Raw genomic sequence first — 25,648 nt, 5'->3', positions numbered from 1 at the left:
CCCGCCCGCGGGGCCCGCGCAGGTATCGAACATGAGCAATAACGGTTACTTCAAGCCGCCCAGCCTGGTGCTCAGCACCATCGGGCTGTCGCTGGCCACCTTCATGCAGGTGCTGGACACCACCATCGCCAACGTGGCGCTGCCGACCATTTCCGGCAACCTGGCGGTGAGTTCGGAGCAGGGCACCTGGGTGATTACCTCCTTCGCCGTGGCCAACGCCATCGCTTTGCCGCTGACCGGCTGGATGAGCCGGCGAGTGGGCGAGGTGAAGCTGTTCATCTGGGCCACCTTGCTGTTCGTGATCGCCTCGTTTCTGTGCGGCATCTCCACCTCGATGCCGGAACTGGTGGGCTTTCGCGTGCTGCAAGGCGCGGTGGCCGGCCCGCTGTACCCGATGACCCAGACCCTGCTGCTGGCGGTGTATCCGCCTGCCAAGCGCGGCATGGCGCTGGCGCTGTTGGCGATGGTCACGGTGGTGGCGCCCATTGCCGGCCCCATCCTCGGCGGCTGGATCACCGACAGCTACAGCTGGCCGTGGATCTTCTTCATCAACATCCCGGTGGGCCTGTTCGCGGCCGCCGTGGTGCGCCAGCAACTGGCGGCACGGCCGGTGACCATCACCCGCCAGCCGATGGACTACGTGGGGCTGATCAGCCTGATGATCGGCGTGGGCGCCTTGCAAGTGGTGCTCGACAAGGGCAACGACCTGGACTGGTTCGAGTCGACCTTCATCGTCGTCGGCACCGCCATCTCGGCAGTGGCGCTGGCGGTGTTCGTGATCTGGGAGCTGACCGACGAGCACCCGGTGGTCAACCTGCGGTTGTTCGCCAACCGCAACTTCGCGGTGGGCACGCTGGTGCTGGTGTTCGGCTACGCGGGGTTCTTCGGCATCAACCTGCTGCTGCCGCAGTGGCTGCAGACGCAGATGGGCTACACCGCCACCTGGGCGGGCCTGGCGGTGGCGCCCATCGGCCTGCTGCCGGTGGTGATGTCGCCGTTCGTGGGCCGCTATGCGCACAAGTTCGACCTGCGCATCCTGGCGGGGCTGTCGTTCACCGCCATCGGCCTGTCGTGCTTCATGCGCGCCACCTTCACCACCGAGGTGGACGTGACTCACGTGGCGCTGGTGCAGCTGTTCATGGGCATCGGTGTGGCGCTGTTCTTCATGCCGACGCTGAGCATTCTGCTCTCCAACCTGCCGCCGCAGATGATCGCCGATGGCTCGGGCCTGGCAACCTTCCTGCGCACGCTGGGCGGCAGCTTCGCCGCCTCGCTGACCACCTGGATCTGGATTCGCCGGGCGGACATGCACCATGCGTACCTGTCCGAGAATGTCAGCGTGTATGACCCGCACACGCAGCAGGCGCTGTCGCAATTGGGTGGCGCGGGCAGCCGCAGCTACGCGCAGCTCGAGCAGATGGTGAACAGCCAGGCGTACATGTTCTCGACCGTGGACTACTTCACGATGCTGGGCTGGATCTTTGCCGGGCTGATCATCCTGGTGTTCTTCGCCAAGCCGCCGTTCACCGCCAAGGCCGGGCCTTCGTCGTCAGGGCACTGAGGGTTCGAGCATCTTGAGGGCATGGGCGAGCGAGGCCTCGGACAGCTCGCCCAGGTGGCTGCCCAACAGCTTGCCCTCAGCGCTGTAGAACAGCGTGGTGGGCAGGGCGTAGGCGCCCACTTCTGCGGCCAGCGCGCCGGGCGGGTCGAACAGCACCTGGCTCAGCGCAAGGCCGGTGGTGGCGCTGAAGTTGGCCACCACGCCCACGCTTTCGCGCTGGTTGACGAACACGAACCTTACCCCCGGGTGAGCCTGCTGCGCCGCTACCAACACCGGCATTTCCCGCCGGCACGGCGGGCACCAGGTGGCCCAGAGGTTCACCACCAGCGGCCGGCCCTGATAGGCCGCCAGGCTCGTGGTGCGGCCATCGGCCTGTTGAAGGTGGCTTGCCGGCAGCGCCGAGCCCTGTTGCCAGAGTGGAAGCGCCAGGCTCGCTGCCAGCCACAGGCCCAGCCCCAGGCCACTGCCGGCCAGCACGCCACGGCGCAGGGTGGGCCGCCGCCAGAGCAGCACGGCGCCCGCGGCGATGGCGACCGCCAGGCCGCCGAGCGGGCTGAAGCCGCCGTCGCGCAGGTCGATCACCTGCCAGCCGTGGCTGCTGTATTGCGGCCAGTAGCGCGCCACGAACACCGCCCGCGCTGCCACCAGCGCCAGCAGGAACAGCCGCCATACCCAGGCCTGGGCATCGCCCGGCCCGCGAGGGCCGAACCGTGAGGCCAGCAGCAGCGCGGCGCCCAGTGCCAGCAGCAACGCCAGGTGCTGCATCGAAAACGTGAAGGGGCCAAGGGCCAGGCTCAGCATGCCGGTGTCCTCATGGAAAGTGCGGCGATCATCGGTAGGCCGGGTTAAGCGGCCATTAATCGGGCGAAAGCGCATAATACGGCGTTAATTTCCCAGGCAGAGGATGCCTGTTCCCTGATGGCCCGCGCCGAGAGCCCCATGCACGTACTGCTTTGCGAAGACAACGACCTGATCGCCAGCGGCATCGCTGCAGGCCTCACTGCCCAGGGCGCGGTGGTCGACCGCGTGGCCACCGCCAGTGCCGCCGAGGCGTTGCTCAAGGCCGGGCATTTCGACGTGATGATCCTCGACCTGGGCCTGCCCGACGAAGACGGCCTCAAACTGCTGCGCCGCCAGCGCCAGGCCGGCAACCTGCTGCCGGTGCTGGTGCTCACCGCGCGTGATGCGGTTACTGATCGCGTGGCAGGCCTGGAGGCTGGCGCCGACGACTACCTGCTCAAGCCCTTCGACCTGCGCGAACTCGCCGCACGCCTGCACACGCTGGTGCGGCGCACCACCGGCCGTGCGCAGAACCGCATCGAGCACGGCCCGCTGTGCTACGACCCGAGCACTCGTGAAACCTGGCTCTGCGAGGTTGCCATCGACCTGTCGCGGCGCGAACAGGCGATCCTGCATGCGCTGCTGCAGGCGCCGGGCCGGGTGCTTTCCACCGACCAGCTCAAGGACTGCGTGTACGGCTTCGACGACGATGTCGAAAGCAACGCGCTGAACGTTCACATCCACCACCTGCGGCGCAAGCTGGGTAACGGCATCGTCGAAACCGTGCGTGGCCTTGGCTATCGCCTGGGGCCTGCCGGCAAGGGCGAGCAGCCATGAGCCTGCGCCTGCGGCTTTCGCTGATTCTGGGCGGCGGCTTCATCCTGATCTGGGTGCTGGCCTCGGCCTGGATGTTCCGCGACCTGCGCAACCAGATGATGTTTTCCCTCGACCAGCGGCTGGTGGCTTCGGCGCGCATGGTGGCAGGGCTGGTCGACCAGTTGCCGCCCAAGCCCGAGGGCAGCGCCACCACGCGCTTCTCCGCAGGCGCCTTGACCATCCCCGACGGCATGGCCTGCAAGGTCAGTTCGTTGCGCGGGGAGATTCTCGCCCGCAGCCACACCGGCGCCGAGCCAGACCTTGCCTCCCACAGCGGTTTCCACGACCAGACCATCGAAGGCGAAGCCTGGCGCACCTACACCCTTGACCGAGGCGATGTGCGCATCACCACCGCCGACCGCAACCAGGAACGCGAGGCGCTGAACAGCTCGATTCTGCTGGCGGCCTCCGCGCCTGTGCTGGTGGCGCTGCTGGGCAGCCTGGGCATGCTGTGGATGGGCCTGGGCCGCGGCCTGGCCTCGCTCAACCGCATTCGCGATGCCTTGCTCAAACGCAGCCCGATGCCCTCGAGCCGCTTGCCATCAGCCACCTGCCCAGCGAGCTGCGGCCATTGCTGGACAGCCAGAACCAGTTGTTCCTGCGTATCGGCCGCACACTGGAGCGCGAACGCCGCCTCACCGGCGACGCCGCCCACGAGCTGCGCAGCCCGCTCACCGCGATCAAGACCCACCTGCAGGTGGCGCGCATGACCGACGCCCAGGTGCGCGATCAGGCCCTGGAGCACGCGGAACTCGCCACCGACCGCCTGCACAGCACGCTGGAGCAGTTGCTGCTGCTGGCGCGTGTGGAGGGCAGTTTGTCGTTCGATGACGGCGTTCTGCTCAGCACCGAGCAAGTGGCGCGCACGGCCATTCACGATGCCTGCGCCGGCGACCGCGAACGCATCCGACTGGTGCTGCCGGGGAGCCTGGCCGATACGCCGCTGGGCCTGCCTTCGGTGCTGGCCATTGCCGCGCTGCGCAACCTGCTCGACAACGCCTTGCGCCACAGCCCTGCCGACACCCCCGTGCAACTGGCGCTGCGCACCGATGGTGCGAGAGCGTTGTTCGAAGTGCGGGATTTCGGGCCAGGCATCAGCGACGAAGACCTGCAACACCTGACCGAGCGCTTCTGGCGTTCCAGCACCAGCAGCGGCTGCGGATTGGGCCTGGCGATCGTGCAGGCGATCGTGCAGCGTTGCAAGGGTGCGCTGCGGTTTCAGCGGGAGGTGGACGGGTTGCGGGTGGTGTTGGTGTTGCCGCTGCTCAGCGGCGCGCCTTCTGAAAAACTTCTTTCGCAGGCCTGAACCCAGTAGATCTACCAGTTGGCGCCCAGCGCCAACGCACGTTCAATTTGCCTATCCGGCCGGGCGCTTCATGGATGGCAAAGACTCTTCTCTGCCCCTCGGCTTTCATTTCTGCGCGAGGGCAGGAAGATGGGCAGTGCTGCGACCAAAGCCGAAACCAGACTCACCGAAGTGCCGGTGTTTGCCGTTCCTTATGTGATCACCACCCAGCCCGACGGCTACCTCCCGGATATGCAGGGGTTCTCTCTGGAGAGGGTGGGCAGTGTCGAAGGCGGCTGGTACGGCGTTTGCCCGATCGAGGCCAGCCGCGCCCTGCGCGAAGGGGAGGTGCTGACCGCAGCGCTGGTCGATCGGCTCGACGGTGACGCGACGTGGGTTCACTACACCGCCGAAAAGGGCAAGCTCGATACGAAACTCTGGCCACAAGCCTTCGCCGAACACATCGGCAAAGCCGGCGTGGCACTCGCTGCCGGCGGCTGGAATGCCGATAACACGTTCAGCAGTGCGAGCGAGCATTTGCGCCTCTGGGCCCCGGCGCGCTACAGGGCTTTCAGCACTGCGCCCTTTGCCAACAATCGAGTGCAGGCACTGGCCTGCAATGATCAATTCACCCTGCCCGAAGGCCAGGCGCTGTGCCTTCAGGTGCGTGACCTGAATACGCAGCACCTGTACGAACATCATGTGTTCGAACCTGAAAAGGGCCAGTCGGGCGATGCCTGGGCCTTGCCGCTGTGCGAGCAGATCAACCGCGACAGCCGCCTGTTGCTTGCAGGTCAGCTCAACGGTACTGAGGCGAAGCCGGCAGCCACCGGCAATGCCTTCTGGGTGCCTCAATGTTCCGAGTTGGCGGTGACGCTCACGGAGGTCGACTGGTGGCAGGCGCGTGAAGTCGACGGGCAGTTGGCTATCGAGGCCAGGCAGCCGATCAAGGCCTGGGTGTACGACGCGTTTTCTCACCGGCTGCTCGCCGACTTCGAATGGGTACCCACGCCGGCACAGGCCAAGGCTGGTCAATGGCTGGAGGCCTGGGCGAAGGCGCTCAATGCTTCGCCTCTGTCCCAGTATGTTCAAGCAGGCGATAACAAGGGCCGGGGCAGCCTTGCAGATGCTGCCACCAAGGTAAACCTTTGGCATCGGGGTGATGCCCTGCGGGTGTTCACCAACCTGCCGGACGCCGGCAACTGGATAGAGGCTGCCAAGGCGCGCGATGCCTGGAACGGCAACACTTGCGACGCGGTACTGTTGACGGTACGCCACCCTCACAGCAAGAAGTTGCTGGCCAAGGCGGTGTTCAACGGTGAAAACGGCAAAGACAGGAAAGAGCCCAAGGACGAGGCTGCCTGGCTGGTTGCACTTGAAACGTGGGCCACCGCGCAGGGCGTGCCCGAGCTCAAGGTGATGCCCCTGAATGGCGCGCAAGTGCTGGCGGTGGCGCGGTTCAGCGAGCTGTCGCTGGAGCTGCAGAATGTGGGTGATGGCAAGCAGTGGAAGCCAGAGCATTTTGCCAGGTACCTGCTCGAGGACGCCGTGCCTGCCGCGCCTGTGGCGGAGCCTGCCAAGGTCAGTTCCGTATTCGATGAGGCGACCAGCAGGCTCACACTTGAGGTCGATTTGCCAGGCGGTGAGCTGGTGTTCCGGCTCGACCCGCAGATGCACGAAAAGGGTTATCGACTCGCCGCCTGCCTGCCGAGCCTTGCGACCGCATCGGACCAACGCACCTGGCCGATCGAGGTGAGTGACCGCAGCATCGTCTGGCGTGGGCCGATCAAAAGCCAGGCCTACGAACTGGTGGTGGACTGTCCCGATGCCCTGCGCGGCAGTGGCTCCGTTGTGCTCGGGCATGTCGCTGCGCTGAGTGATACAGCCTGCTGGCAAGCGCCAAAGGCCGTCAAGTTCAAGCCCGCGAAGGCGCTCGAACCCTACGAAGCCAGCAGCCGGCTGTGCGAAGACTACGGCCAGACCAGCCGCTCGGAAGTATTCGACACCGAGGGCTATCAGGAAAACGGTGTGGATGAACGCACTGGAATGTTCCATGCCCACTACCCGGTCGCGACCTTGCAGGGGCTGGAAAGCCAGGGCCCGGTGTGCGACCTGACGCTGCACTACTCGGCGTTGCGTGGCAACGAGGCCGGCCTGGGGGACGGCTGGGCATGGCAGTTTTCCAGCCTGGACCTACGCGAGCGCCGGCTCACGCTGGCGAACGGATCGGAGATCGGGTTCACCGACAGCGAGTGGGAGCAGTTGGGCAAAGGCACAGCACTGCACAAAAAAGCCTGCCTGGTGCAGAGCAATGCCGATTACAGCGAGTTCACCCTCACACTGCTCAGTGGCCGGCAGGAGGTGCTGACCGCGCCTTCGGCACCGGGCGGAGACACCGTTGAGCCCAATGACGATTTCCGCCAGCAACTGATCAAGGCGCTCAAGGCGATCCGGGAAAAGAGCAGGTCTCAATTTCCGGCCAAGCCGGAGCACTGGACGCAGTGGACACTGGCGGTGCTGTGGCCGGTAGGCTACTACTCCGCCGCAGCAATCGACTACGCCGAAGCAGTGAAAGCCTGGGAGAACCATCCTGATGAGCTCAACCTGCGAATCAGAAAGTACGAGCGCCCGTTCGTACAGCTGATGCCTTCGAAGATCGTCTCGCCGTTCGGCAACACTCTTGAGCTGCAGTGGCAGCGCAAGCAAGGGCAGTTTTTGCTGATGAAGGTCACCAGTGGCAAGCAGGACCTGTTCAAGGCCAGCTACACCGACCAGGCCGTGACGCTCAAGATCTGGCCCGATACCGATGAAAGCAACACGGTGAGCCTGCGCCTTGAGAACTACCTGCTGCGCAAGGTCACGCGCACCCAGGATGGAGAAGTCCTGCAGGGCGTCGGTTACGACTATGAGCAAGATCCGACTCTGGACCGCATCCTTTGCCGCGCCCAAGAGCTCGACGGCTCGGTGGAATGGGTGCGGTACGGCGCAAAGCGTGCTCTGTTCCAGGACGGCACTCCCAGCCTGCCGCAGGTCGAGCTGCACGGCCTGATCCCTGGCGCGGCGCAGGAAAACTCAATCAGCCGCTATGCCCGCCACGGCCATTACGCCGAGCCGTATTACTCGCTGATGATTACCCACACCGAAAGCGGCCCTCATGCTTCGCGTGCGTTGGCGTGCCAGGTGCTGGGCCGGGACCGGCAGTTGCTCATGCAGGGGCAGCAGCAGGCGGGCGAGTATCACGTCGAGATCTTCGGGGCTTTTGGCCATGGGGAAGTGAGCTACTGCTACCGGGAGTTCGGCAAGGCGTTCATCGAGCGCTTCGAGTCATCGGGGCAGTCGGGCAATCAGGCCTTGAAAGACTACTCTCGCAGTGACTGCCGCCGGCTACTGCGCAGCGTTCAGGCCGTTCTGGCAGCGGTGCCGGAAACGGAGCGCGGGGAGGGCATCGGTAGCACGGAACGCAAACTTACGCTCAGGGATGCCGATGGCCGGGTGGCGGTGACGGGCGATCAGCATGGCTGGAAGTACTTCTGCTACTACCGCTCGGCCTGCGAAAACCCACTGGTGCCGGCATCGCTCAAAAGCAAGGCGGACCTTCGCTGCCCGGCGCTACCTGCGTACGTGGGTGAATGGCCGCTGATGGCCGAGTATCAATGTGACGAACAAGGGCGTTCGCTGGGGTTGACGCTTCACGGGTATCGAGCGGTCGAGCGCAGTGGGCGAGCGATCTTCGAGCCGGCGGCGACGTTGATGGTCGAAGGGGTGCGGCCAGTGAGCGCAAGCCGAGCCAGGCTCCGCCAGCGCGGTAGCTCTTTTTTTCGAGAGCATCGATCTGGATTCAGTTGGCTTTTACGAAACTGGCGCGCAAGCGTCCAGTGGCACTAACAACGGCATGAAAAATTGGGATTTTTCGTCATTGGCCGGAAAGTGCGGGCAGACTGTGGTGGTCAGTCTCAAAAACGGTGAGAACGTTCGAATCTATGCAGGCGGTGCAGCGTTATCCTACAGCTACAGTATTAGCTTGCGGAAGTTGACCCTCGAAGTTCCTGACTCGCGCTGGCCTGTTATTGTGAGTAAAGCCGAGAACTTCCAACTGCCTGTACTGGAGGCCAGCCCGATCAGTGAGTATTCCGTGCTGGACGCTTTTACAAAGTGGAAGCCTGCCGGTGATGAAAACTCATTGGTCTGGCACAAGCGCCAATCCGAAACCTCTAAAGTCGCGACCAGTGCGTCGGACAAGGTGCGAACCTGGGAAGTGGTCGATAGGTTTACTGCAGGGCGGCAGGGCGATGAAGTGGAAATAATCAACAAAATGATCTTCCGCGACAACCCCGCGAACAAGCAAGGCATAGAGATTGAAACAACCGGCCAGACGGCTGGAAAACCGGATCGGCAGGTCATCAGCAAGGAAGTACGTTCGCGCCTTGGCCGGCGGTGTGTGGAAAGAGCCGAGCCAGGGCACCTGGAAAGGATGACTCGCGATGCGCTGGGACGTGTCACGGTGCTTCAACACTTCACCCTGGCTTCAGGGCAGTGGCGTGAGGCGGCCAAGGCCGAGCCTGACGAGCAGGCCGCGATCGAATATGACTCCGAGGGCAACTTCTCCATTGAAACGCGCAAGGACGGGGTGCGCTTGCGCCGCGCGCGGGATGGCTTGCAACGAGTGGTGCGAGTCACACAGCCAGCTTCCTCGATTGCACATGAACGGCCCCTGGACGATCACCATTTCGCAACGCCCGGATCTACGGATCAACCGTCGGACTGGTCATGGGACTATTTGCCGGGTGGTGAGGCGAGGATTAGTGGTTGGTCCACGGAGTTGCGAACAGGGAACGTACTTTGGAGCGAGCGTGTCTCCGATAATCAAGGGGATCGTGAAGCTTACTTTTTGAACCCGAATGAAGAGAAAAGCAGCATTAAAGTTTCCAAGCTCAGATGGATAGTACTTTCTAATATGGATGACACGTTTGAAAAAACTCCTGCTGATGTATCTCGCAGTGAGTCAGAAGATGAACCTGGCAGTGAGTCAGAAGATGAGCCTGGCAGTGAGTCTGAAACTTCTTATGAATCGGTTGTTAACAATGAAAAAATGATGTACTTATTGGAAAAATCCGGGAAGTTGACTGTCGGTGAGTTTCAGTTGGCCGCCAAATCTGCCGGTCCTGCAGAAAAACAAATTTATGACTTGCTGATTCCGCAACTCGAAGATGCTGTCCGTCTCTATCGTATTTATTCAGAAATACCACCAAAGTACGTCTTTTTCGACACGAAATTTACGCCTGTTGAATTGATAGCCGAAGAGAGTAGGCCGACATCGCTCACAGAAGTCTCCGGCGTTGGCGATCGCGTACTATCGCAGCGAACCACGCTCTGGACACCCGGTGCCACTGGCCAACTGGAGCACCAGGAAACCCTGAAGGCAGGCAATAGCAACGACCCGGTACGCATCACCCGCCAGTTCGACAATGACGGCCGCCTCATCACCCTGGCCCGAACCCTGGGCAGCCACACCTGCACCTATACCCTGGAACGCGACGCTCTGGGCCGCGTGACCAAGCTGACCCGGCCCGATGGCACCACCCTGGAACGCACCTACCACCAGCTGAGCAACCAGGTCACAGAGCTTAAAGTGGGCGGCACCGTGGTGGCCAGCCAGAAGATCACCAGCCCCTCCCGGCTCGCCTCCCGTAAGGTCGGCGGCCGTGCCTACAGCTTCAGCGACGATGACGTCACGTTGCCCGACGGCAACACCCAATTGCAGACCCAGGCCCAAGGCGACAGCGTGAGCTATGCCAGCGGGCAGCGAACTCTGGCCAGCCTGGCGCTTGCGCGCCAAGGCCATGCACAGACCGCCACCGTGACGGCCGGGCCGGTACCGGGCGAAACCGATGCGTTCCACCGCCATGGCTGGGAGCACCAATGGGCCAGCGCCTCGTTGCCTGGCTGCGAACGGGTGAGCGAACGCACGCCCCGTCGGCAGGCTCGTGAGTGCCATTGGCGAACGCTGCGTGGGCAATTGGTGGCGTCGTTGCGCGCCGACGGCCATTGGCGGCGGGTGTTCGATGATGTCGAAGGCCGTTTGTTGCGCACTTGCCAGGATCACGAAGACACACACCTTGCCTACGACGCCCTGGGGCGCCTGCAGGCGCGCCGGGTGCATGCGCTCAAGGCCGCACAATGCTGGCAAGTGCGCAGCGAGCACGACGGCCTGGGCCGGGAAACCTTGCGCACCTGGCTGGGCAACGGCGCGCCGGTGTTCCAGCAGCGCATGGCCTGGCGCGCCGATGGCCGTTTGCTGAGCAAGCAGAGCCACGAACAAGGCAAGTTGATCCGCACCGAACGCTTTGCCTATGACGACCTCGACCGGCTGGCCGAGTACCACTGCGATGCCACCGAAGCTGGGCAGTGCCCCGCCGATGGGCAGGGCAACCGCGTGAAGGAGCAACGTTTCACCTGGGATAGCCTGGATAACCTGAGCCAGTGCGTGGCCACCGCTTTCGACGGTACCCAGCATACCCGGGCCTTTGCCTATGCAGACGCTGCGAATCCCACCCGCCTGACCTCGGTCGTGCAAGGGAAGGCGACCACCGCGCTGAAGTGGAACACCAATGGTTATCTGGATACGGACGATCAAGGGCGTGCGCTGAGCTATAGCCCGGCCGGGCAGCTGGAAAAGGTCTGCGACAAGGATGGCAAGGTTCTCGCCCGCTATGCCTACGACGGCCGGCAGCGGCTGGCCGCGCAACAGGTGCAAAGCAGCGGCCAGGCCTGCGAACTGCGCTATGACGGCGATGAGCTGATCGGGGAGGCCTGGTTTGGCAGCGACGGTGCTCTCAGCCGGCAAGCCAGCCTGTCCCCGGGCCTGGCGGAGTACGAAGGCGGGCAGGTGCGCTGGCTGCTCGATGATCCGCAGGCCGGCATTACCGGGCACGTGCAACAAGGCGCGCTTGCACTCGAGCCTCTGCTGCCGTTCGGTGAGCAAGGGGCAGGCGCCGGTACAGGGTGCGGCCATAACGGCATGCGCCGTGACCCGGTTACCGGGCACTATCATGCCGGCAACGGCTACCGTACCTACGTGCCCGCTCTGTGTCGCTACGCCCAGCCCGACTGGCTCAGCCCCTTCGGCGAAGGTGGCATCAACGACTATGCGTTCGGCGCCGACCCCATCAACCAGCACGACCCCAGTGGCGCGATCATGGTCAGCCGCTGGGGCGAAGACCACCAGCTCGCCGAGCTGGAGAAAGAGCTGCGCGAAAGCAAGGCCACGCCCTGGCCCGTGGGTGGGCGCTGGCGTGGGATCGCCCTGTCGGTGACCCTGGCGGTACTGGGTGTCGGCGCTTCGATCGTCACCGGTGGCACGGCCGCGATGTGGGTGTTTGCCGGGTTGACGGCGCTGAGCCTGGCATCACTGGGCCTGGAGATCGCAGCGGTATTCGTGGAGGACTCCAACCCGGAATTGGCCAAGGCGCTGAATATCGCCTCCATGGCGACAGGGATCTTGTCGATCGGCAATTTCGCCGGCCTGTTCAAGAATGCCTGGAAGCTGCTTAAAGGCGCTGCGCGCCTGGCCCAGCGCATAGCCCGCAGCGCCAGAAGCGGCCTGCGCCTGGTCGAACAGGTATTCGTCACTGCACGGCGCTACGGCTTGCGCGCCGCCCAGGGCACCTGGCGCACGGGCCGAAAGGCCGCAGCGCCAGGTACGGCAGCCTCGATCAACGCTACTCACCACATAAAAATGGGTGATGAGTGGGGCGAGGCGTGGGTGGATGACACCGTTTTTGTGGAAAAAGACTGGTTGCTGCGCATTTTCAGCACCGACAAATACCATGCCCTGAAAGGTTGGCAGGCCAGGCTGTATACCAACGCCACTCAGTACCCCCGGCTCAGCGCCGCTGGTGATGTCGCCACGTCCCTGATCGAGATGAATATCTACCGCTCGACACTGCAGGCAGTGCTGCCGTCGGAGGATGCAGGCGATGCCGGCGCTTCCACAACGGGCGGTTGGCGTTCCGGTAGTCGTAGGGCGGTACGGCACACCTACCGGCCTGCGGCCTCCTGACCGGCTAAGAGTGGCGAGCGATCGGCGGCATCACGCCAGGTGCCGAGGTCGCCGCTCCCGTGTTCACCACCACAGCACCATCCGAGGAAAGCAAAGATGAGCGAATACACAGGCAAAGTCGTTTCCGTCGACACTAAACTGGGCAAGGGCAATATCGGGCCCGCTCCAGAAGGGTCGTATCCAAAAGATTTCGATGTCGATGAGGATTTGTATTTTCTAGTGAGTGACGCCTACGACAAAATCCAGGTAGGCGACCGCGTGAGCTATTCCCTTGAGAAGGGCGGCATCGGCTATCAAGCGAAGAATGTGAAGAAAGCTTGAGGCCAGGCCTGCCAAAGCCCCGCGCCGTGCCGTCGACCGGCACTGGCATGGGGCCATTCAGGCAAGGTACCGCCCAAACCACGCCAGCGTCCGCTGCCACGAAAGCTCCGCCGCAGCCTTGTCGTAGCGCGGCGTCGAATCGTTGTGAAACCCGTGGTTCACCCCCGGGTAGACATACGCCTCATACACCTTGCCATCAGCCTTCAGCGCGTGTTCGTATGCCGGCCAGCCATCGGTGATGGGCTTGTCCAGCTCGGCATAGTGCAGCAGCAGTGGCGCCTTGATCCGCACGACATCCTCGGCTTTGGGCTGGCGGCCGTAATACGGCACTGCCGCTGCCAGCTCCGGGTGCGCGACGGCCGCGGCGTTGGAGACGCCGCCGCCGTAACGAAAGCCGGTGATGCCGACCTTGCCGCTGCTGCTGTCATGCACCCGCAGCCAGTCGATGGCGGCAAAAAGTCGTTCATCAGTTTCTGCGGGTCGACCTTGGCCTGCAGTTCGCGGCCCTTGTCGTCGTTGCCGGGGTAGCCGCCGACTGAACTCAACCCGTCCGGAGCCAGTGCCAGGTAGCCCGCCTTGGCCAGGCGCCGGGCGACGTCTTCGATATAGGGATTGAGCCCACGGTTCTCGTGCACCACCACCACTGCCGGCACCTTGCTTTTGGCCTGGGCGGGCCGCACCAGGTAACCGCGCACCTGGCCGTGGCCTTGGGGCGAGGGGTAGTTCACGTAGTCGGCGATGATGGCCGGGTCGGTGAAGGCCACCTGTTCGGCTTGCGCGTAATTGGGTGCCAGCGCCGCTACCAGAGCCGGGCCGGTCAAGCCGGCGACGGTAAAGGCGGCAGCGCCGTCGAGAAACTGCCGGCGGCTGACGCGCCCGTGCACGTAGCCGTCGTAGATCTCCAGCAACTCGGGGGACAGGTCTTTGGCGCTCAGGCGGGTCGGCATGGTGCTGCTCCTTGGCTCAGAGGCCCAGTTCGGAGAGGGAAGGGTGGTCGGCCGGGCGCGGCCCTTGTTCCCAGAGAAACAGCCGCTGATGTTCGCCGGTCAGCGCCAGGTCGTTGATGCTGGCGTGGCGTGCGCTCATCAGCCCGTGCTCGTCGAACTCCCAGTTTTCATTGCCGTAGCTGCGCCACCAGCGGCCCTGGTGATCGTGCCATTCATAGGCGAAGCGCACGGCGATGCGGTTGTCGCAGTACGCCCAGACTTCCTTGATCAGCCGGTACTGCTGCTCGCGCACCCACTTGGCGCGCAGGAAGGCTTCGATCTGGGTACGGCCCTGAATGAAACGGTCGCGGTTGCGCCAGCGGCTGTCCTCGGTATAGGCCAGCGCCACGCGGGCCGGGTCGCGGCTGTTCCAGGCGTCTTCGGCCATGCGCGCCTTTTGCGCGGCTTGCTCCAGGGTGGTGAAAGGGGGCAGCGGTGGGCGGCTCATGAGCGCTCCGATCAAGGGGTGGGCAGCTGTTGATCTAAGCACCTGCGGCGCATCTTCTCAAGCGAGCCAGTCGAGCGTCAGGATCAGCCGCCGCTGCGCACCCTCCAACGCTGGCGAGCGATGCTGCACGCCGCGGCCTTCGTTGCCGATCCATTTCTCGCCCTTGAGCAGGGCGAGGTCGCCTGCGGCCAGTTGGTGTTCCAGCCCGTCGGTGCCGAGCCACTCGGTGGCGCTGCCGGTGTAGGTGGTGATCAGCCGCACCGGCACGTGGTCGACGTGCCAGCGGGGGCACATGGCTTTGTCCAGCACGCGCAGGCGCACACCCAGGCGCTGCACGCCGAGCAGGCAGCAGAAGGCATCGGCGATCCATTGCATGTCGTTGAGAAAGGCCGAATGCCCGGGCAAGTGCTCGGCGTGGCGCAGCAGCGGGCTGAGGTCGCAACTGGCGCCCTCGGCAGGTGCCTCCAGGCTCAAGCTGTCGCCCCAGCCTGGGGAGCCGGCCACCAGTGCCTGGGCAAAACCTGTGACCGGTTCGCTCAGGTCGCGCTGCCAGGCGGCCAGGTTCACGTCGTCTTCAAAAATGCGGGTGAGGGTGGTCAGGGTGCCCCCGGCGACCTGCTGCATGCGCACGCTCGGCGCGACAGACGTCAGCATGCCGCAGCCCCCAGGCAACCGCGTTGTGCGGGTGCAGGCTCTCCTGATGGCAGACGTGCACCTGCAACCCTGCATAGTGCGGGCGCAGCGCGTCGAGCAGCTTGCGGCTGGCGTCTTCGACGTACATCAGGTGCTCGCCGTTGCGCTGGGCGAAGGCTTGTTCGTCGGCGCGTTTGACGGCCGTTTGCACCGGCGTGCCCAAGGCGTGCTCGGCACGCTCGATCAGGGTTTCCAGCCCCAGGGACTGAGCATCGGCAGGCAGCGCCACTCGGATACGCGCAACGCTGCGCTGGCTGTGCGGGGTGGCGGCGCTGGCGTGGGCGCGCAGCCAGTTGGCGACGAACTCGGCAGGCAGCTGGCTCTGCCCGGCAAAATCAGCCAGGAAGCGCTGCTCGATCACTTGCCGGGCCAGGGCCGCAGAGCAGGGACAGGTGGAGGAGTAGGTCACGCTGGCTTCCAGGCTCATGGCCAGCGAATCGCCGTGGCGTGTGACGCTCAGCTCGATGGGGTAAGCCGCCCAGCCCGCCAGGCCTGGGGTAACCAGCGCCGGGCGCTGGCGCAACCAGTCGAAGCGAAATACCGCGCGGGCAACGCTGGCCTGGCAGTCGGCATGGCTATCGAGCATTTCACCGGGCAACTCGCTCAGCACGGCCGGGCTCAGGCGGCGGCCTTCGCTCAGTGGTGCCAGCAAGCGGTACAGGCGCGACATGTGAATGCCTTTGACCAACGGGTCGGGCAGGTCGACGAACAGGTCGGCGCGGGCGTGCACGGGGTGTTCAGCGGCAGGCTCAGCCAGCCACAGCGGCAGGTCGATGCCCTGCATGCCCACAGCGTCCAGCGTAGCAAGGGGCACGGGGCGCTCGTGGCGGGCGACGTCGGGGAGTGGCAGGGTCATGAATAGCTCGAAGGCAAAGCCGGTGGCGAAGGGGGAATGAACTTATATGTTATACAGTAACAATTTTCAAACCCCTCGACCTACATCCTCGCTCAGTCCTCAGGCAGGGGCGTAGATCGCTTCGATCGCGGAAACATCTTCGGCGCGCGCATTGCGCAGGGTTCCGGTGAAGGGCATCGGGCAGGCTCCAGAGGGTCGGTCACCTCGAGCATTGACCCGCGCAGGCTCTGGCGCAACGTGTTGCGCCGACTTTTTGGGGGTTGGGCAATGGGCTTGAGCCGGTGTGGTGACGGACCACTGCAAGGCGCTCGCAGATAAAAGCTGGGACCAGCCAAACGTTGCCTCTGGCCTGAAACGCACAGTGGCGGTATAACATCACCGCAGGAACGGCCTGCCCTCTCAGTACGCATTCGATGAGCTCTCCTCTTACCCCTACAGCCCCAGCTTCGCAGAATATCCAGACCGGCCAACCGGATGGGTACCCGAACGGCTACCTGGACGGCTACCTGGACGGCATCGGCTCCGACGCCGAGCGCGTGCAACTGGCTCTCGCCGCCGGCGCGATCATCGGCACGTGGTTCTGGCACCTGCCCAGCGACTGCTTCACCATCGATGAACAGTTCGCCGTGTCCTTCGGCATGCCGCCGCAGGGCCCGCGCCACGGCCTGCCGCTGCAGCAGGTGATCGAAACCGTGCACCCCGACGACCGCCCCGGCCTGATCGAGGCGATCAACGCCGCCATCGCCCGCGGCGGCGCCTACGCCTACCAGTACCGGGTGCGGCGTGCCGACGGCCATTACCACTGGATCGAAGCCAATGGCCGGGTGGAATTGGACGAGCATGGCAAACCCTGGCGCTTTCCAGGTGTGCTGCTCGATATCGGGCACCGCCGCGCCATCGAGGCCGAGCGCGACCGCGCCACGGCCATGCTACGGGCCCTCACCGACAGCCTGGAGCAGCGCGTGAGTGAGGCGATCGCCGAGCGCGAGCAGGTTGAGGCGGACCTGCGCCAGGCGCAAAAGATGGAAGCGGTCGGGCAGTTGACGGGCGGCCTGGCGCATGACTTCAACAACCTGCTGGCCGGTATCAGCGGCTCGCTCGAGCTGTTGCGGATACGCTTGCGCCAGGGCCGGGTGGATGAGCTGCCGCGCTACATCGACACCGCGCAGGACGCCACGCGCCGTGCGGCTTCGCTGACCCACCGGCTGTTGGCGTTTTCTCGCCGGCAAACCCTCGACCCCAAGCCCACTGACGTCAACCGCCTGGTGCAGGGGCTTGAAGAGCTGATCAACCGCAGCGTCGGCCCGCAGATCGAAGTGGCCTACCAGCCCGAAGCCGGGCTATGGCCAGCGCTGGTCGACCCCAACCAGCTCGAAACCGCGCTGCTGAACCTGTGCATCAACGCCCGTGACGCCATGCCTGGCGGCGGTACCTTGCGCATCACGGGCAGTAACCTGTCGCTGGAGGCGGGCCCGGCGCTGGACATCGGCGTTGCCCCCGGCCATTACCTGGCCCTGAGCGTGGCCGACACCGGCACCGGCATGCCACCAGAGGTGGTGTGCCGGGCCTTCGACCCGTTCTACACCACCAAACCCATGGGCCAAGGCACCGGGTTGGGTTTGTCGATGGTCTACGGCTTCGTGCGCCAGTCCGGCGGCCAGGTACGCATCCAGTCGCAAGTCGGGCAGGGCACCACCATGACCTTGTACCTGCCGCGCCATGCCGGGGCCGTCGACGCCGGCACTGGCGCCCTGTGCAGCCTGGCGGCGCCACCTATCGAGGGGCTGTGCCGGGTGCTGCTGGTGGACGATGAGCCCGCGGTGCGTGCGGTGCTTGCCGAGAGCCTGGCCGATGCCGGCTTTTCGGTGGCGCAGGCCGGTGACGGCGCTGCTGGCCTGGCCGTGCTGCAAAGCCCGTTACCGCTGGACCTGCTGATCACCGACGTCGGTTTGCCCGGCGGCATGAACGGCCGCCAGTTGGCCGATGCCGGGCGCGTGCTGCGCCCCGGCCTGCGCACATTGTTCATCACCGGCTACGCCGAGCAGGCCGTGATGGCCGCCGGTGGCCTGGAAGAGGGCATGGCGTTGATGACCAAACCGTTCGAGTTGCATCAATTGGCCGAACGCGCGCGACAGATGGTTGAAGGCTTGTGAGGCGTGCGGCGGCCCGATGAGCGTATCATCGGCATTTTTCGCTCAAAAAGAGGGTTTCGGTGAACGCCGACCAGATCCAGTCCATGCAAGCGCGAATTCGCGAGCTCGAGGCCGAGAACGCTCGCCTGCGCGCGCAGGCGCTGCCGGCCGAAACCCAGGAGCGCTATCGCTTTCTGTTCGACACCATGGACGAAGGCTTTTGCGTGATCGAGTTCATCGACAGCGAGCACGGCCCGCTCAGCGACTACGTGCACGTGCTGGCCAACCCGGCCTACGCCAAGCATGCCGGCATCGACAACGTGGTCGGCCAGCGCCTGCGGCAGATGGTGCCGGCCGAGGCCGACGCCTGGCTCGCGCGTTATGGCCATGTGCTGCACAGCGGTGAGCCGATCCGTTTCGAGCAGGAGCTGGTCGCCACCGGCCGCTACCTGGACGTGACGGCCTTTCGCATGGAGCCGGCCAGCCGCCACCAGGTGGCGGTGCTGTTCCAGGACGTGACACCGCGCAAGCGCGCCGAGCGCGCCTTGAAGGAGCTCAACGAAACCCTCGAACAGCGCGTGCGCGAAGCCAAGGCCGAGCAACGGGTGCTGGCCGATGTGGTGGACGGCGCCAGCGCCATGATTCACGTGTTCGACCACGATTACCGCTGGCTGGCGATCAATGGCTCGGCCGCGCGGGAGTTCGAGCGCCTGTTCGGCGTGCGCCCCGAGCGCGGCGAAAACCTGCCACACGCACTGGGCAGCGATCCGGAGCGTGTTGCGTTGTGGCAAGGCCTGTGGGCGCGTGCACTGCGCGGCGAGGTGTTCAGCCAGGTGCTGGACATCGTGCTGGAGTCGGGCATTCGCCACTACGAGCTGGAATTCAATCCGCTGTTCGACGCCCAGCCACGCCAGATTGGCGCCTACCTGTTGATGTTCGATGTCACCGAACGTGTGCGCGAGCAGGCCCGCCTGCGCCTGGCGGAAGAGGCATTGCGCCAGGCTCAGCGGATGGAAGCGGTCGGCCAGTTGACCGGCGGCATCGCCCACGACTTCAACAATCTGCTTACCGCCATTTCCGGCTCGCTGGAACTGCTGCTCACCCGCCTTGCCCAGGGCCGCTATCAGGAGTTGGAACGCTTTGTCGGCTCGGCTCATTCTGCGGCCCGCCGTGCGGCATCGCTCACCCATCGGCTGCTGGCATTCTCGCGCCGGCAGACGCTGGAGCCACGTGCTGTGGACACCAACCGTCTGGTGGTGCAGATGGAGGAGCTGATTCGCCGCAGTGTCGGCCCGAGCATCGAGCTGGAGGTGGTCACCGCCGCTGGCTTGTGGACCACTTTCGTCGACCCGCCGCAGCTGGAAAACGCACTGCTGAACCTGTGCCTGAATGCACGCGATGCAATGCCTGGCGGCGGGCGCATCAGCTATCGAAACGGCCAACCGCTGGGTCGACGAACGCCTGGCCAGCCAGCGTGACCTGGCGTCAGGGCAGTACATTTCCCTGAGCGTGAGCGATGCCGGTTGCGGCATGGCCGCCGACGTGGTTGCGCGGGCCTTCGAACCGTTCTTCACCACCAAGGCGCTGGGCGAGGGTACCGGCCTTGGCTTGTCGATGGTCTATGGCTTCGTGCGCCAGTCGGGTGGCCAGGTGCGCATTTATTCGGAGGTGGGCCTGGGCACCACCATGTGCCTGTACCTGCCTCGGCATTACGCAAGCCCGGAGGAAGAGGCGCTGGACCAGGCCGAGGGGTCGCTCGTGCCTGCGGGTACCGGCCAGAGCGTGCTGGTGGTGGATGACGAGCCGTCGGTGCGCATGCTGGTGGCCGAAGTGCTGGGCGACCTGGGCTACCACGTGATCGAAGCTGCCGATGGCGCGGCCGGGCTCAAGGTGTTGCGCTCCAGCGAGCCCATCGATCTGCTGATCAGCGATGTGGGTTTGCCCGGCGGCATGAACGGCCGGGAGATGGCCGAGGCCGCACGCCAGGTGCGGCCCGGGCTTGGGGTGTTGTTCATCACCGGTTACGCGGAGAATTCGGTGATCGGCCATGGCCACCTCGACCCCGGCATGCGCATCCTCACCAAGCCCTTTACCCTCGAGGCACTGGCCCAGCGAGTGGAGCGCATGCTGGCCGGGCAGGATCAGTAGCCGACAGTGAAGCGCTGGCGCGAGTGGGCTGGGCGCTCGATCTCGTCGGCCAGTGCGACGGCGTAGTCCTCGAACGAGATCCGGCTGCCCTCAGGCCCTGCCAGCAGTTCGTCCTGGCCCAGGCGGAACTGCCCGGTGCGCTCACCGGCGAAGAACTCCGCCGACGGCGAGAGGAAGGTCCAGTCCAGTTGTTTTTCCTGGCGCAGCAGCTCGAGAAACCGAGCCCCGGCCGTTGCCTCGGCCAGGTACTCGGCCGGGAACTGCGGCGATTCGATCAGCGGCTTGCCGCCGGCGAGCAGGCTGCCCGCACCGCCTACCACCAGGTAACGCGGCACACCGCTGGCGCGCACGTCAGCCAGCAGTTGTGCCGGCTTGCTGGCAGTGAAGTGGACAGAGCTGATCACCAGGTCATGCCCGGCGATCAACGGCTGCAATTGCGCGCTGTCATTGGCATCACCGGCCACGGCGGTGACGCCCGGCAGGTGTTCGATCTTTTCCGGGTGGCGGGCGATGGCGGTCACGCTGTGGCCGCGCCGAGAGAGCTCGGCGAGGATACGTGAGCCGGCCTGGCCGGAGGCGCCGATCAGGGCGATACGAGACATGAGTGAACTCCTTGGGTGCAGTTTCTGGATCGGGTATGAAAAGTAGACCTTTGTGGCGAATAAAGGTACGTTGCCGCCACGCCCCGCACAAGAAGTCAACCTGACGAGACAAGGTCAGCGCGCAGTGACTACCTTGGGAGTTCCAACATGAGTAATGAGCCGGCAGACCTCGCCATCGAATTCGACCAACCCTGCCCGATCCGCGATGTGCTCGACCGTATCGGCGATCAGTGGAGCCTGCTGGTGCTGGAGGCATTGAACGGGCGCGTGGTGCGCTTCAACGAACTGGGCCGGGAGATTGCCGACATCTCTCGGCAGATGCTGTCGCGCACTTTACGCAGGCTCGAGCAGGACGGGTTCGTGGCACGCAAGGTGTATCCGGAGGTGCCGCCACGGGTCGAGTACTGGCTTACGCCGCTGGGCGAGTCGTTTCTGGTGCCGATGCGCCAGCTGATCGGCTGGGCCGACACCCACCATGCAGCGATCTGCCGGGCGCGCCGGGCCTACAACGCCCAGCCATAGAGCCGGGCGGGGTTGGTCACCAGCACCTGCTGGGTATGTACTGCGCTCTGCGTCCATTGGTCGAGCAGGGCGCGCAGGGCGCTGTCGCTGGGCGGGTGGTTCTGCTCGGTAACGTGTGGCCAGTCGCTGCCCCATACCAGCCGCTCGGGGGCGATGCTCAGGTAGGCTCGCGCCACCGCGCTGGCGTCGGGGTAATCCGGGGCGCCCACCTGGGTGTTGAGGTAGGCGCCGCTGAGCTTGACCCAGGCTTGGCCAGCCTTCAGGCGCTCGGCGATGAAACCGAACGCCGGGTGCGCGATGCCCTCGCCCGGGGCAAACGGCCCAGGTGGTCGAACACCACCGGCACTGGCAGGCGGCGGATCAGGCCTTGAGCCGCCATGATCTGCTCGGCGCTCAGGTGCAACTGCACGTGCCAGCCCAAGGCGGCGATACGCTGGGCCATGGGCTCAAGCATCGCCAGGTTCACCACCGCATCGGCCGGGTTCCACAGGCTGAAGCGCAGGCCGCGGACTCCGGCGGCATCCAGGCGTTGCAGGTCGGCATCGCTGGCCGAGGGGCCTAGCACCGCGATACCGCGCCCCTGGCCTTTGAGTTGGGCCAGGGCGTCGAGCAGGCAGCGATGGTCGGTGCCGTAGACCTTGGCTTGCACCACCACCGCGCGAGCCAGGCCCAAGGGGCCGGCCATGCGCTGCCATTCGGCGAGGGTGCGGCCCGGTGCAGGCAGGTTGCCATCGGCCTGGGCAAAGCGTGGGTCGATCACGTGGATATGGGCGTCGCAGGCTTCGTTCATGTCACACCAGCCAGAGCAGGGCAGCGCCATAGGCGAAGGCGGCCACCAGAAAAGTCACGAAGGTAAAGCCCAGCACCCGCTGCACGCCGACGCCGGCCATGGCCACCACCGGCGCCGCCCAGAAGGGTTGCAGCATGTTCGATACCTGCTCGCCCATGGCAACCGCCATGGTAGTGGCTGGCAGCGAGGCATGCAGAGTGACGGCCGCCGGGATCGCGAACGGCCCCTGCACCGCCCAGTGCCCGCCGCCGCTGGGGATCAGGAAGGTCACCAGCAGCGAGCAGATGTAACTCCAGAACGGCAAAGTATGAGCCGTGGAAATCGCCACGAATCCTTGAGCGATCACGCCCGGCAGCCCACTGGCCTCCATGATCCCCATGATGCCGCCGTACAGCGGGTACTGCAGCATCATCGAGCCGCTCTGTCGTGCCGCCGCCTTGACCGCGTCGGCATAGGCCAGCGGGCTGCCGTGCAGCAGGATGCCGGCGGTGAACATCACCACGATCACACCGTTGACGCCCGACAGCGACAGGTGGCCTGCGGCGGCGTAGAGCATCACGCCGATGCCCAGTGCGCCCATCGCCAGGCTGCCGACGGGCGAATGCTCCAGCGACTGGGCGAAGCTCAGCCGGCCTTGGGGGCGTGGCCGTGGCTCGGGGTCGGGGTGGCGCTCCAGGTCCAGCGCGATGATGTCCTGCTCACGCGGGCGCAGCGCTGCCAGCACGAAGGGCATCACCACCAGCATGAACAGCGTCGGTACCAGGTTGAACGGGGTGAACACCATGTCGGCCATGCCCAGCACTTGCCCGGTGATCTTCTGCACAACATTCATCGGGCTGCCGGGCGTGGTTTGCGCCAGCACGATGGAGCTGGACAGCCCGCCGGCCCACACCACCCAGCCCGAGAAACCCGCCGCCACGATCCAGGCGAAATCCACCCGCATGCGCTTGGCGATCTCGCGCGCCAGCAAGGCCGAGAGCACCAGGCCAAAGCCCCAGTTGAAAAACGAGGTGATGGCCACGCAGAGAAAGATCAGCGCTGCCGCCTGATTGGGCGTGCGCGCCAGGCTGATGATCCGGGTAAAGCCACGCTGCACCAGCGGCGCATGCGCCAGCGCATGGCCGAGCACCAGCACCAGGGTGATCTGCAATGCGAAGCCGAAGATGTTGCCAAAGCCTCTGTACCAACCGCCGAACAACGCATCGAGCGAGGCCTGCGGGGCGATCAGCCAGGAAGCGACGGCCACCAGCAGGGTGATGAACACCGCCAGCACGAAAGGGTCCGGGATGGTGCGCTCGAACAGGCCGATGGTGCCTTCGGTAAAACGCGTGCGCAGGCTGCGCGGCGCGGTGAGGGAGGTGGGCATGAAGGTTTCCTGATTGTTGTGATTATGGAAACGAAAGCGTTGGCGGCTTACAAAAGTGCGCCCTTGGCGCGCAGGGCGGCCAGTTGGGCGGCGGTGAAGCCGTGATCGGCCAGCACCTGGTCGCTGTCGGCGCCGAACACCGGGGCGGCAAACGGCGCAGGGCCGGGCGTGCGGCCGAAGGTGACTGCGCGGGTGAAGCCGCGGTAACGGCCCACCACCGGGTGCTCGAAGTCGCTGATCAGCCCCTCGGCCTGGCATTGCTCGAAGTCGAACATCGCTTCGAGCGGGCGGGCGGCGGCGCAGGGCACCGCTTCACCGAAACGCTGTTCCCACTCCAGTGCGCTGTGCTGGCGCAGGGCTTCGTGCAACTGCGGAATCAGCAGGTCCTTGTTCTGCGCGCGCTTGCGCACGCTGTCGAAGCGCTCGTCGCTGGCCAGGTGAGCCAGGCCGGTCATTTCACACAATGCCTGCCAGAAGTGCGGGGTGTTGGCCGAGAGGTACAGGTAGCCGTCGCCAGTAGGGTGCAGGCCGGTGATGCCGCCGGAGCGCATGTCGCGGTCCAGCTCGCGCGGCTCTTGCTCGGCCCACACCAGCCGCGCCGATTGCATGGCCAGCGCACTGCGCAGCAGCGATACACCGACTTGCTGGCCGAGCCCGGTACGCTCGCGCTCGTAGAGTGCAGCAGTGACGCCGCTGGCGACCATGGCGGCGGCGTAGTAGTCCACCACCGAGCCGTAAAGGATTTCCGGCGCGCCGCCGGGCTTGGCCTGGGCGCTGCACATGCCGGTCATGGTCTGCAGCACCTGGTCGTAGCCGGCCTTGTCCTTGAGCGGGCCCTGTTCGCCGTAACCTGTGACGCTGCAGTAGATCAGCCGAGGGTTCACTGCCTGCAACTGTGCCCAGGCAATGCCCAATCGGGCCGGCACGCTGGGGCGGAAGTTGTGCACCAGCACATCGGCCTGGCGCACCAGGGCGAGCAGAGCTTCAAGGCCGCCGGGGGCTTTCAGGTCCAGGGCCACGCCCTGTTTGCTGCGGTTCACGCCAAGAAAGGCGCGGCTTTCACTGGCGAGGGTCGAGGGGTACTTGCGCAGGTTGTCGCCGCTGGGGGTTCGATCTTGATCACCCGCGCGCCCTGATCAGCCAGCAGCGAGCAGCCGTAGGGGCCTGCGATGTAGGCACTGAGGTCCAGTACCGTAATGCCGGCCAGAGGGCCGGCGCCGGTGGTGTGCATCGCGTGTCTCCCGTTCTTGTCGTTGCCGCCGTAGTGCGCGGCATTGGCGCCATTCTGGGAACGGGGCACCTTGAATAAAATGTCTTTTTAGTGGCTTCACACTCCATAAAAACTGGATTGTGATGCGGCGAGCTGTTTGAACAGCACCTCGCTGAACACCTCGATCAACCGCTGGCGGGCGCTGTTGCGCCGCCACAGCAAGCCGATCGGCCGCTGCAAACCTTCGCCTGGCAACGCCAGTTGCACCAGGCCCCTATGCGCATGCAGGGGTTGCCATTGCGGCACCAGCGACACGCCCAGATCACCACGCACCAGCGCAGCGATGGCGTCCAGCGCATCGATCTCGAAACGCTCGTTGGGCACCACGCCGGCCTCAAGCAACCAGCGGTCGGCCAGCAGGCCGCCGTAGGAGCGGCGGTGGTAGCGGATGAAGGGTTCCTCGCGCAGCACTCGCAATGCCTGGCGGCCTTCGAGGCGGGCGTGAGCCAGCACCACGAAAGGCTCGTCGCGCAGCGGCCGCCAAGTGAACTCTTTCGGCAGCTCGAAGGCGGGGCGCACCATCAGCGCCACGTCGATTTCATCGGCCAGCACTTTGCGGTACAGCTCATGGGAGAAGGCCGGCTCCAGGTGCGGCCGCAGATGCTCGAAGCTGTCTATCAGCGTGGCCAGCACGCTGGGTACCAGATAGCCCAGCGCCGAGCTGATGCAGCCGATGCGCAGGTCGCCGGCCACGCTGTCCTGGGCGGCGATGGCCTTCAAGTCTCGGGTACGCTGCAACAGCTCGCGGGCTGGGCCCACCAGCGCGGCGCCGGCAGCGGTCAGTTGCATGCTGCGGCCGGCCCGGCTGAGTAACGCTGCGCCGATTTCAAGCTCCAGCGCCTTGATGCGCTGGGCCACGGCGGTGGGGGTGAGGTTCAGGCGCCGCGCAGCGGCGGCGGTGGAGCCCAATTGGGCGACTTCGAGAAAGCTGGCGAGATAGCGGGTGTCCATAA

At 65.2% G+C, this 25,648-nt stretch carries 14 protein-coding genes and 5 pseudogenes; 9 read left to right on the top strand and 10 right to left on the bottom strand.

Annotation, left to right across the window (positions count from 1 at the left end):
• The first annotated feature begins 31 nt into the window (after positions 1-31).
• Positions 32-1,561, top strand: a complete 1,530-nt coding sequence (locus LN139_RS11725; RefSeq protein ID WP_236360083.1) for a DHA2 family efflux MFS transporter permease subunit — start codon at positions 32-34, stop codon at positions 1,559-1,561.
• Here LN139_RS11725 and LN139_RS11720 read toward each other — a convergent pair.
• Positions 1,550-2,362, bottom strand: coding sequence for a TlpA family protein disulfide reductase (locus tag LN139_RS11720; RefSeq protein WP_236360080.1), 813 nt, complete (start codon positions 2,360-2,362; stop codon positions 1,550-1,552). The two genes, LN139_RS11725 and LN139_RS11720, sit on opposite strands and share 12 nt — an antisense overlap.
• Before the next feature lie 138 nt (positions 2,363-2,500).
• On the opposite strand from LN139_RS11720, the gene LN139_RS11715 reads away from it, so the two are divergent.
• The 5 genes and pseudogenes from LN139_RS11715 (at position 2,501) to LN139_RS11695 (ending at position 12,882) form a co-directional block, all read left to right on the top strand.
• A complete protein-coding gene (locus tag LN139_RS11715; protein WP_236360078.1) occupies positions 2,501-3,178 on the top strand; it encodes a response regulator in 678 nt (225 codons plus the stop codon).
• Positions 3,175-4,523: pseudogene (locus LN139_RS11710) on the top strand (ATP-binding protein). Before LN139_RS11715 ends, LN139_RS11710 begins: the two are co-directional and overlap by 4 nt.
• Positions 4,524-4,652: 129 nt before the next feature.
• A complete protein-coding gene (locus tag LN139_RS11705; protein ID WP_236360076.1) occupies positions 4,653-8,387 on the top strand; it encodes a hypothetical protein in 3,735 nt (1,244 codons plus the stop codon).
• 7 nt (positions 8,388-8,394) lie between these two features.
• On the top strand, positions 8,395-12,561 hold the full coding sequence (locus LN139_RS11700; RefSeq protein ID WP_236360074.1) for an RHS repeat-associated core domain-containing protein: 4,167 nt from the start codon (positions 8,395-8,397) through the stop codon (positions 12,559-12,561).
• A 96-nt stretch (positions 12,562-12,657) separates the two neighbouring features.
• Positions 12,658-12,882, top strand: a complete 225-nt coding sequence (locus LN139_RS11695; protein WP_236360072.1) for a hypothetical protein — start codon at positions 12,658-12,660, stop codon at positions 12,880-12,882.
• Between the two features lie 57 nt (positions 12,883-12,939).
• On the opposite strand, the pseudogene yghX reads toward LN139_RS11695, so the two are convergent.
• The 4 genes and pseudogenes from yghX to folE2 all read right to left on the bottom strand — a co-directional run bounded on the left by yghX (position 12,940) and on the right by folE2 (position 15,865).
• Positions 12,940-13,829: pseudogene (gene yghX / locus LN139_RS11690) on the bottom strand (YghX family hydrolase).
• Positions 13,830-13,845: 16 nt separating this feature from the next.
• Positions 13,846-14,316 carry a nuclear transport factor 2 family protein gene (locus tag LN139_RS11685; RefSeq protein ID WP_236360070.1) on the bottom strand — a complete coding sequence of 157 codons (471 nt, stop codon included), beginning with the start codon at positions 14,314-14,316 and terminating at the stop codon, positions 13,846-13,848.
• Between the two features lie 57 nt (positions 14,317-14,373).
• Positions 14,374-14,970: a DUF1826 domain-containing protein gene (locus tag LN139_RS11680; RefSeq protein ID WP_236360068.1), complete on the bottom strand. Its 597-nt coding sequence runs from the start codon at positions 14,968-14,970 to the stop codon at positions 14,374-14,376.
• Entirely contained in the window at positions 14,891-15,865 is a 975-nt protein-coding gene (folE2, locus tag LN139_RS11675; RefSeq protein WP_236360066.1) for a GTP cyclohydrolase FolE2, read from the bottom strand. The genes LN139_RS11680 and folE2 overlap by 80 nt, the downstream gene beginning before the upstream one ends.
• A 413-nt stretch (positions 15,866-16,278) precedes the next feature.
• Here folE2 and LN139_RS11670 point away from each other — a divergent pair, with 413 nt between their 5' ends.
• A complete protein-coding gene (locus LN139_RS11670; protein ID WP_329611041.1) occupies positions 16,279-18,018 on the top strand; it encodes a PAS domain-containing hybrid sensor histidine kinase/response regulator in 1,740 nt (579 codons plus the stop codon).
• Between the two features lie 59 nt (positions 18,019-18,077).
• Positions 18,078-20,145: pseudogene (locus tag LN139_RS11665) on the top strand (PAS domain-containing protein).
• Here the strand turns inward: LN139_RS11665 and LN139_RS11660 are convergent.
• Complete coding sequence (locus LN139_RS11660) at positions 20,139-20,747, bottom strand: NAD(P)-dependent oxidoreductase (protein ID WP_236360063.1); 609 nt, start codon at positions 20,745-20,747, stop codon at positions 20,139-20,141. The pseudogene LN139_RS11665 and the gene LN139_RS11660 sit on opposite strands and share 7 nt — an antisense overlap.
• Before the next feature lie 147 nt (positions 20,748-20,894).
• Between LN139_RS11660 and LN139_RS11655 the strand changes: the two genes are divergently transcribed.
• The gene (locus LN139_RS11655; RefSeq protein ID WP_236360061.1) at positions 20,895-21,269 is read left to right on the top strand and encodes a winged helix-turn-helix transcriptional regulator; all 375 of its coding nucleotides are present in this window, start codon (positions 20,895-20,897) and stop codon (positions 21,267-21,269) included.
• Here LN139_RS11655 and LN139_RS11650 read toward each other — a convergent pair.
• The 4 genes and pseudogenes from LN139_RS11650 to LN139_RS11635 all read right to left on the bottom strand — a co-directional run bounded on the left by LN139_RS11650 (position 21,251) and on the right by LN139_RS11635 (position 25,646).
• Positions 21,251-22,059, bottom strand: a pseudogene (locus LN139_RS11650) (amidohydrolase family protein). The gene LN139_RS11655 and the pseudogene LN139_RS11650 overlap by 19 nt on opposite strands.
• A 1-nt stretch (position 22,060) precedes the next feature.
• Positions 22,061-23,425 (bottom strand): TIGR00366 family protein, encoded by a 1,365-nt coding sequence (locus tag LN139_RS11645; RefSeq protein ID WP_236360058.1) that lies wholly within the window; start codon positions 23,423-23,425, stop codon positions 22,061-22,063.
• A 47-nt stretch (positions 23,426-23,472) separates the two neighbouring features.
• A pseudogene (locus LN139_RS11640) lies at positions 23,473-24,656 on the bottom strand (CaiB/BaiF CoA transferase family protein).
• Positions 24,657-24,752: 96 nt separating this feature from the next.
• Positions 24,753-25,646, bottom strand: coding sequence for a LysR family transcriptional regulator (locus tag LN139_RS11635; RefSeq protein ID WP_236360056.1), 894 nt, complete (start codon positions 25,644-25,646; stop codon positions 24,753-24,755).
• Between the last annotated feature and the right edge of the window lie 2 nt (positions 25,647-25,648).

The organism is Pseudomonas sp. KNUC1026, assembly GCF_021650705.1.
GTDB lineage: Bacteria > Pseudomonadota > Gammaproteobacteria > Pseudomonadales > Pseudomonadaceae > Aquipseudomonas.
The sequence above is the reverse complement of the archived record's forward strand: the minus strand, read 5'-3'. Positions and strand labels throughout refer to the sequence as shown.

What these genes read in the sequence shown, in the direction of transcription:
- LN139_RS11705 (WP_236360076.1), top strand. Translation starts at nt 4,653, where the DNA reads ATGGGCAGTGCTGCGACCAAAGCCGAAACCAGACTCACCGAAGTGCCG.
- LN139_RS11725 (WP_236360083.1), top strand. Translation starts at nt 32, where the DNA reads ATGAGCAATAACGGTTACTTCAAGCCGCCCAGCCTGGTGCTCAGCACC.
- LN139_RS11720 (WP_236360080.1), bottom strand. Translation starts at nt 2,362, where the DNA reads ATGCTGAGCCTGGCCCTTGGCCCCTTCACGTTTTCGATGCAGCACCTG.
- LN139_RS11635 (WP_236360056.1), bottom strand. Translation starts at nt 25,646, where the DNA reads ATGGACACCCGCTATCTCGCCAGCTTTCTCGAAGTCGCCCAATTGGGC.
- LN139_RS11695 (WP_236360072.1), top strand. Translation starts at nt 12,658, where the DNA reads ATGAGCGAATACACAGGCAAAGTCGTTTCCGTCGACACTAAACTGGGC.
- LN139_RS11655 (WP_236360061.1), top strand. Translation starts at nt 20,895, where the DNA reads ATGAGTAATGAGCCGGCAGACCTCGCCATCGAATTCGACCAACCCTGC.
- LN139_RS11685 (WP_236360070.1), bottom strand. Translation starts at nt 14,316, where the DNA reads ATGAGCCGCCCACCGCTGCCCCCTTTCACCACCCTGGAGCAAGCCGCG.
- LN139_RS11645 (WP_236360058.1), bottom strand. Translation starts at nt 23,425, where the DNA reads ATGCCCACCTCCCTCACCGCGCCGCGCAGCCTGCGCACGCGTTTTACC.
- folE2 (WP_236360066.1), bottom strand. Translation starts at nt 15,865, where the DNA reads ATGACCCTGCCACTCCCCGACGTCGCCCGCCACGAGCGCCCCGTGCCC.
- LN139_RS11660 (WP_236360063.1), bottom strand. Translation starts at nt 20,747, where the DNA reads ATGTCTCGTATCGCCCTGATCGGCGCCTCCGGCCAGGCCGGCTCACGT.
- LN139_RS11680 (WP_236360068.1), bottom strand. Translation starts at nt 14,970, where the DNA reads ATGCTGACGTCTGTCGCGCCGAGCGTGCGCATGCAGCAGGTCGCCGGG.
- LN139_RS11715 (WP_236360078.1), top strand. Translation starts at nt 2,501, where the DNA reads ATGCACGTACTGCTTTGCGAAGACAACGACCTGATCGCCAGCGGCATC.
- LN139_RS11700 (WP_236360074.1), top strand. Translation starts at nt 8,395, where the DNA reads ATGAAAAATTGGGATTTTTCGTCATTGGCCGGAAAGTGCGGGCAGACT.
- LN139_RS11670 (WP_329611041.1), top strand. Translation starts at nt 16,279, where the DNA reads ATGAGCTCTCCTCTTACCCCTACAGCCCCAGCTTCGCAGAATATCCAG.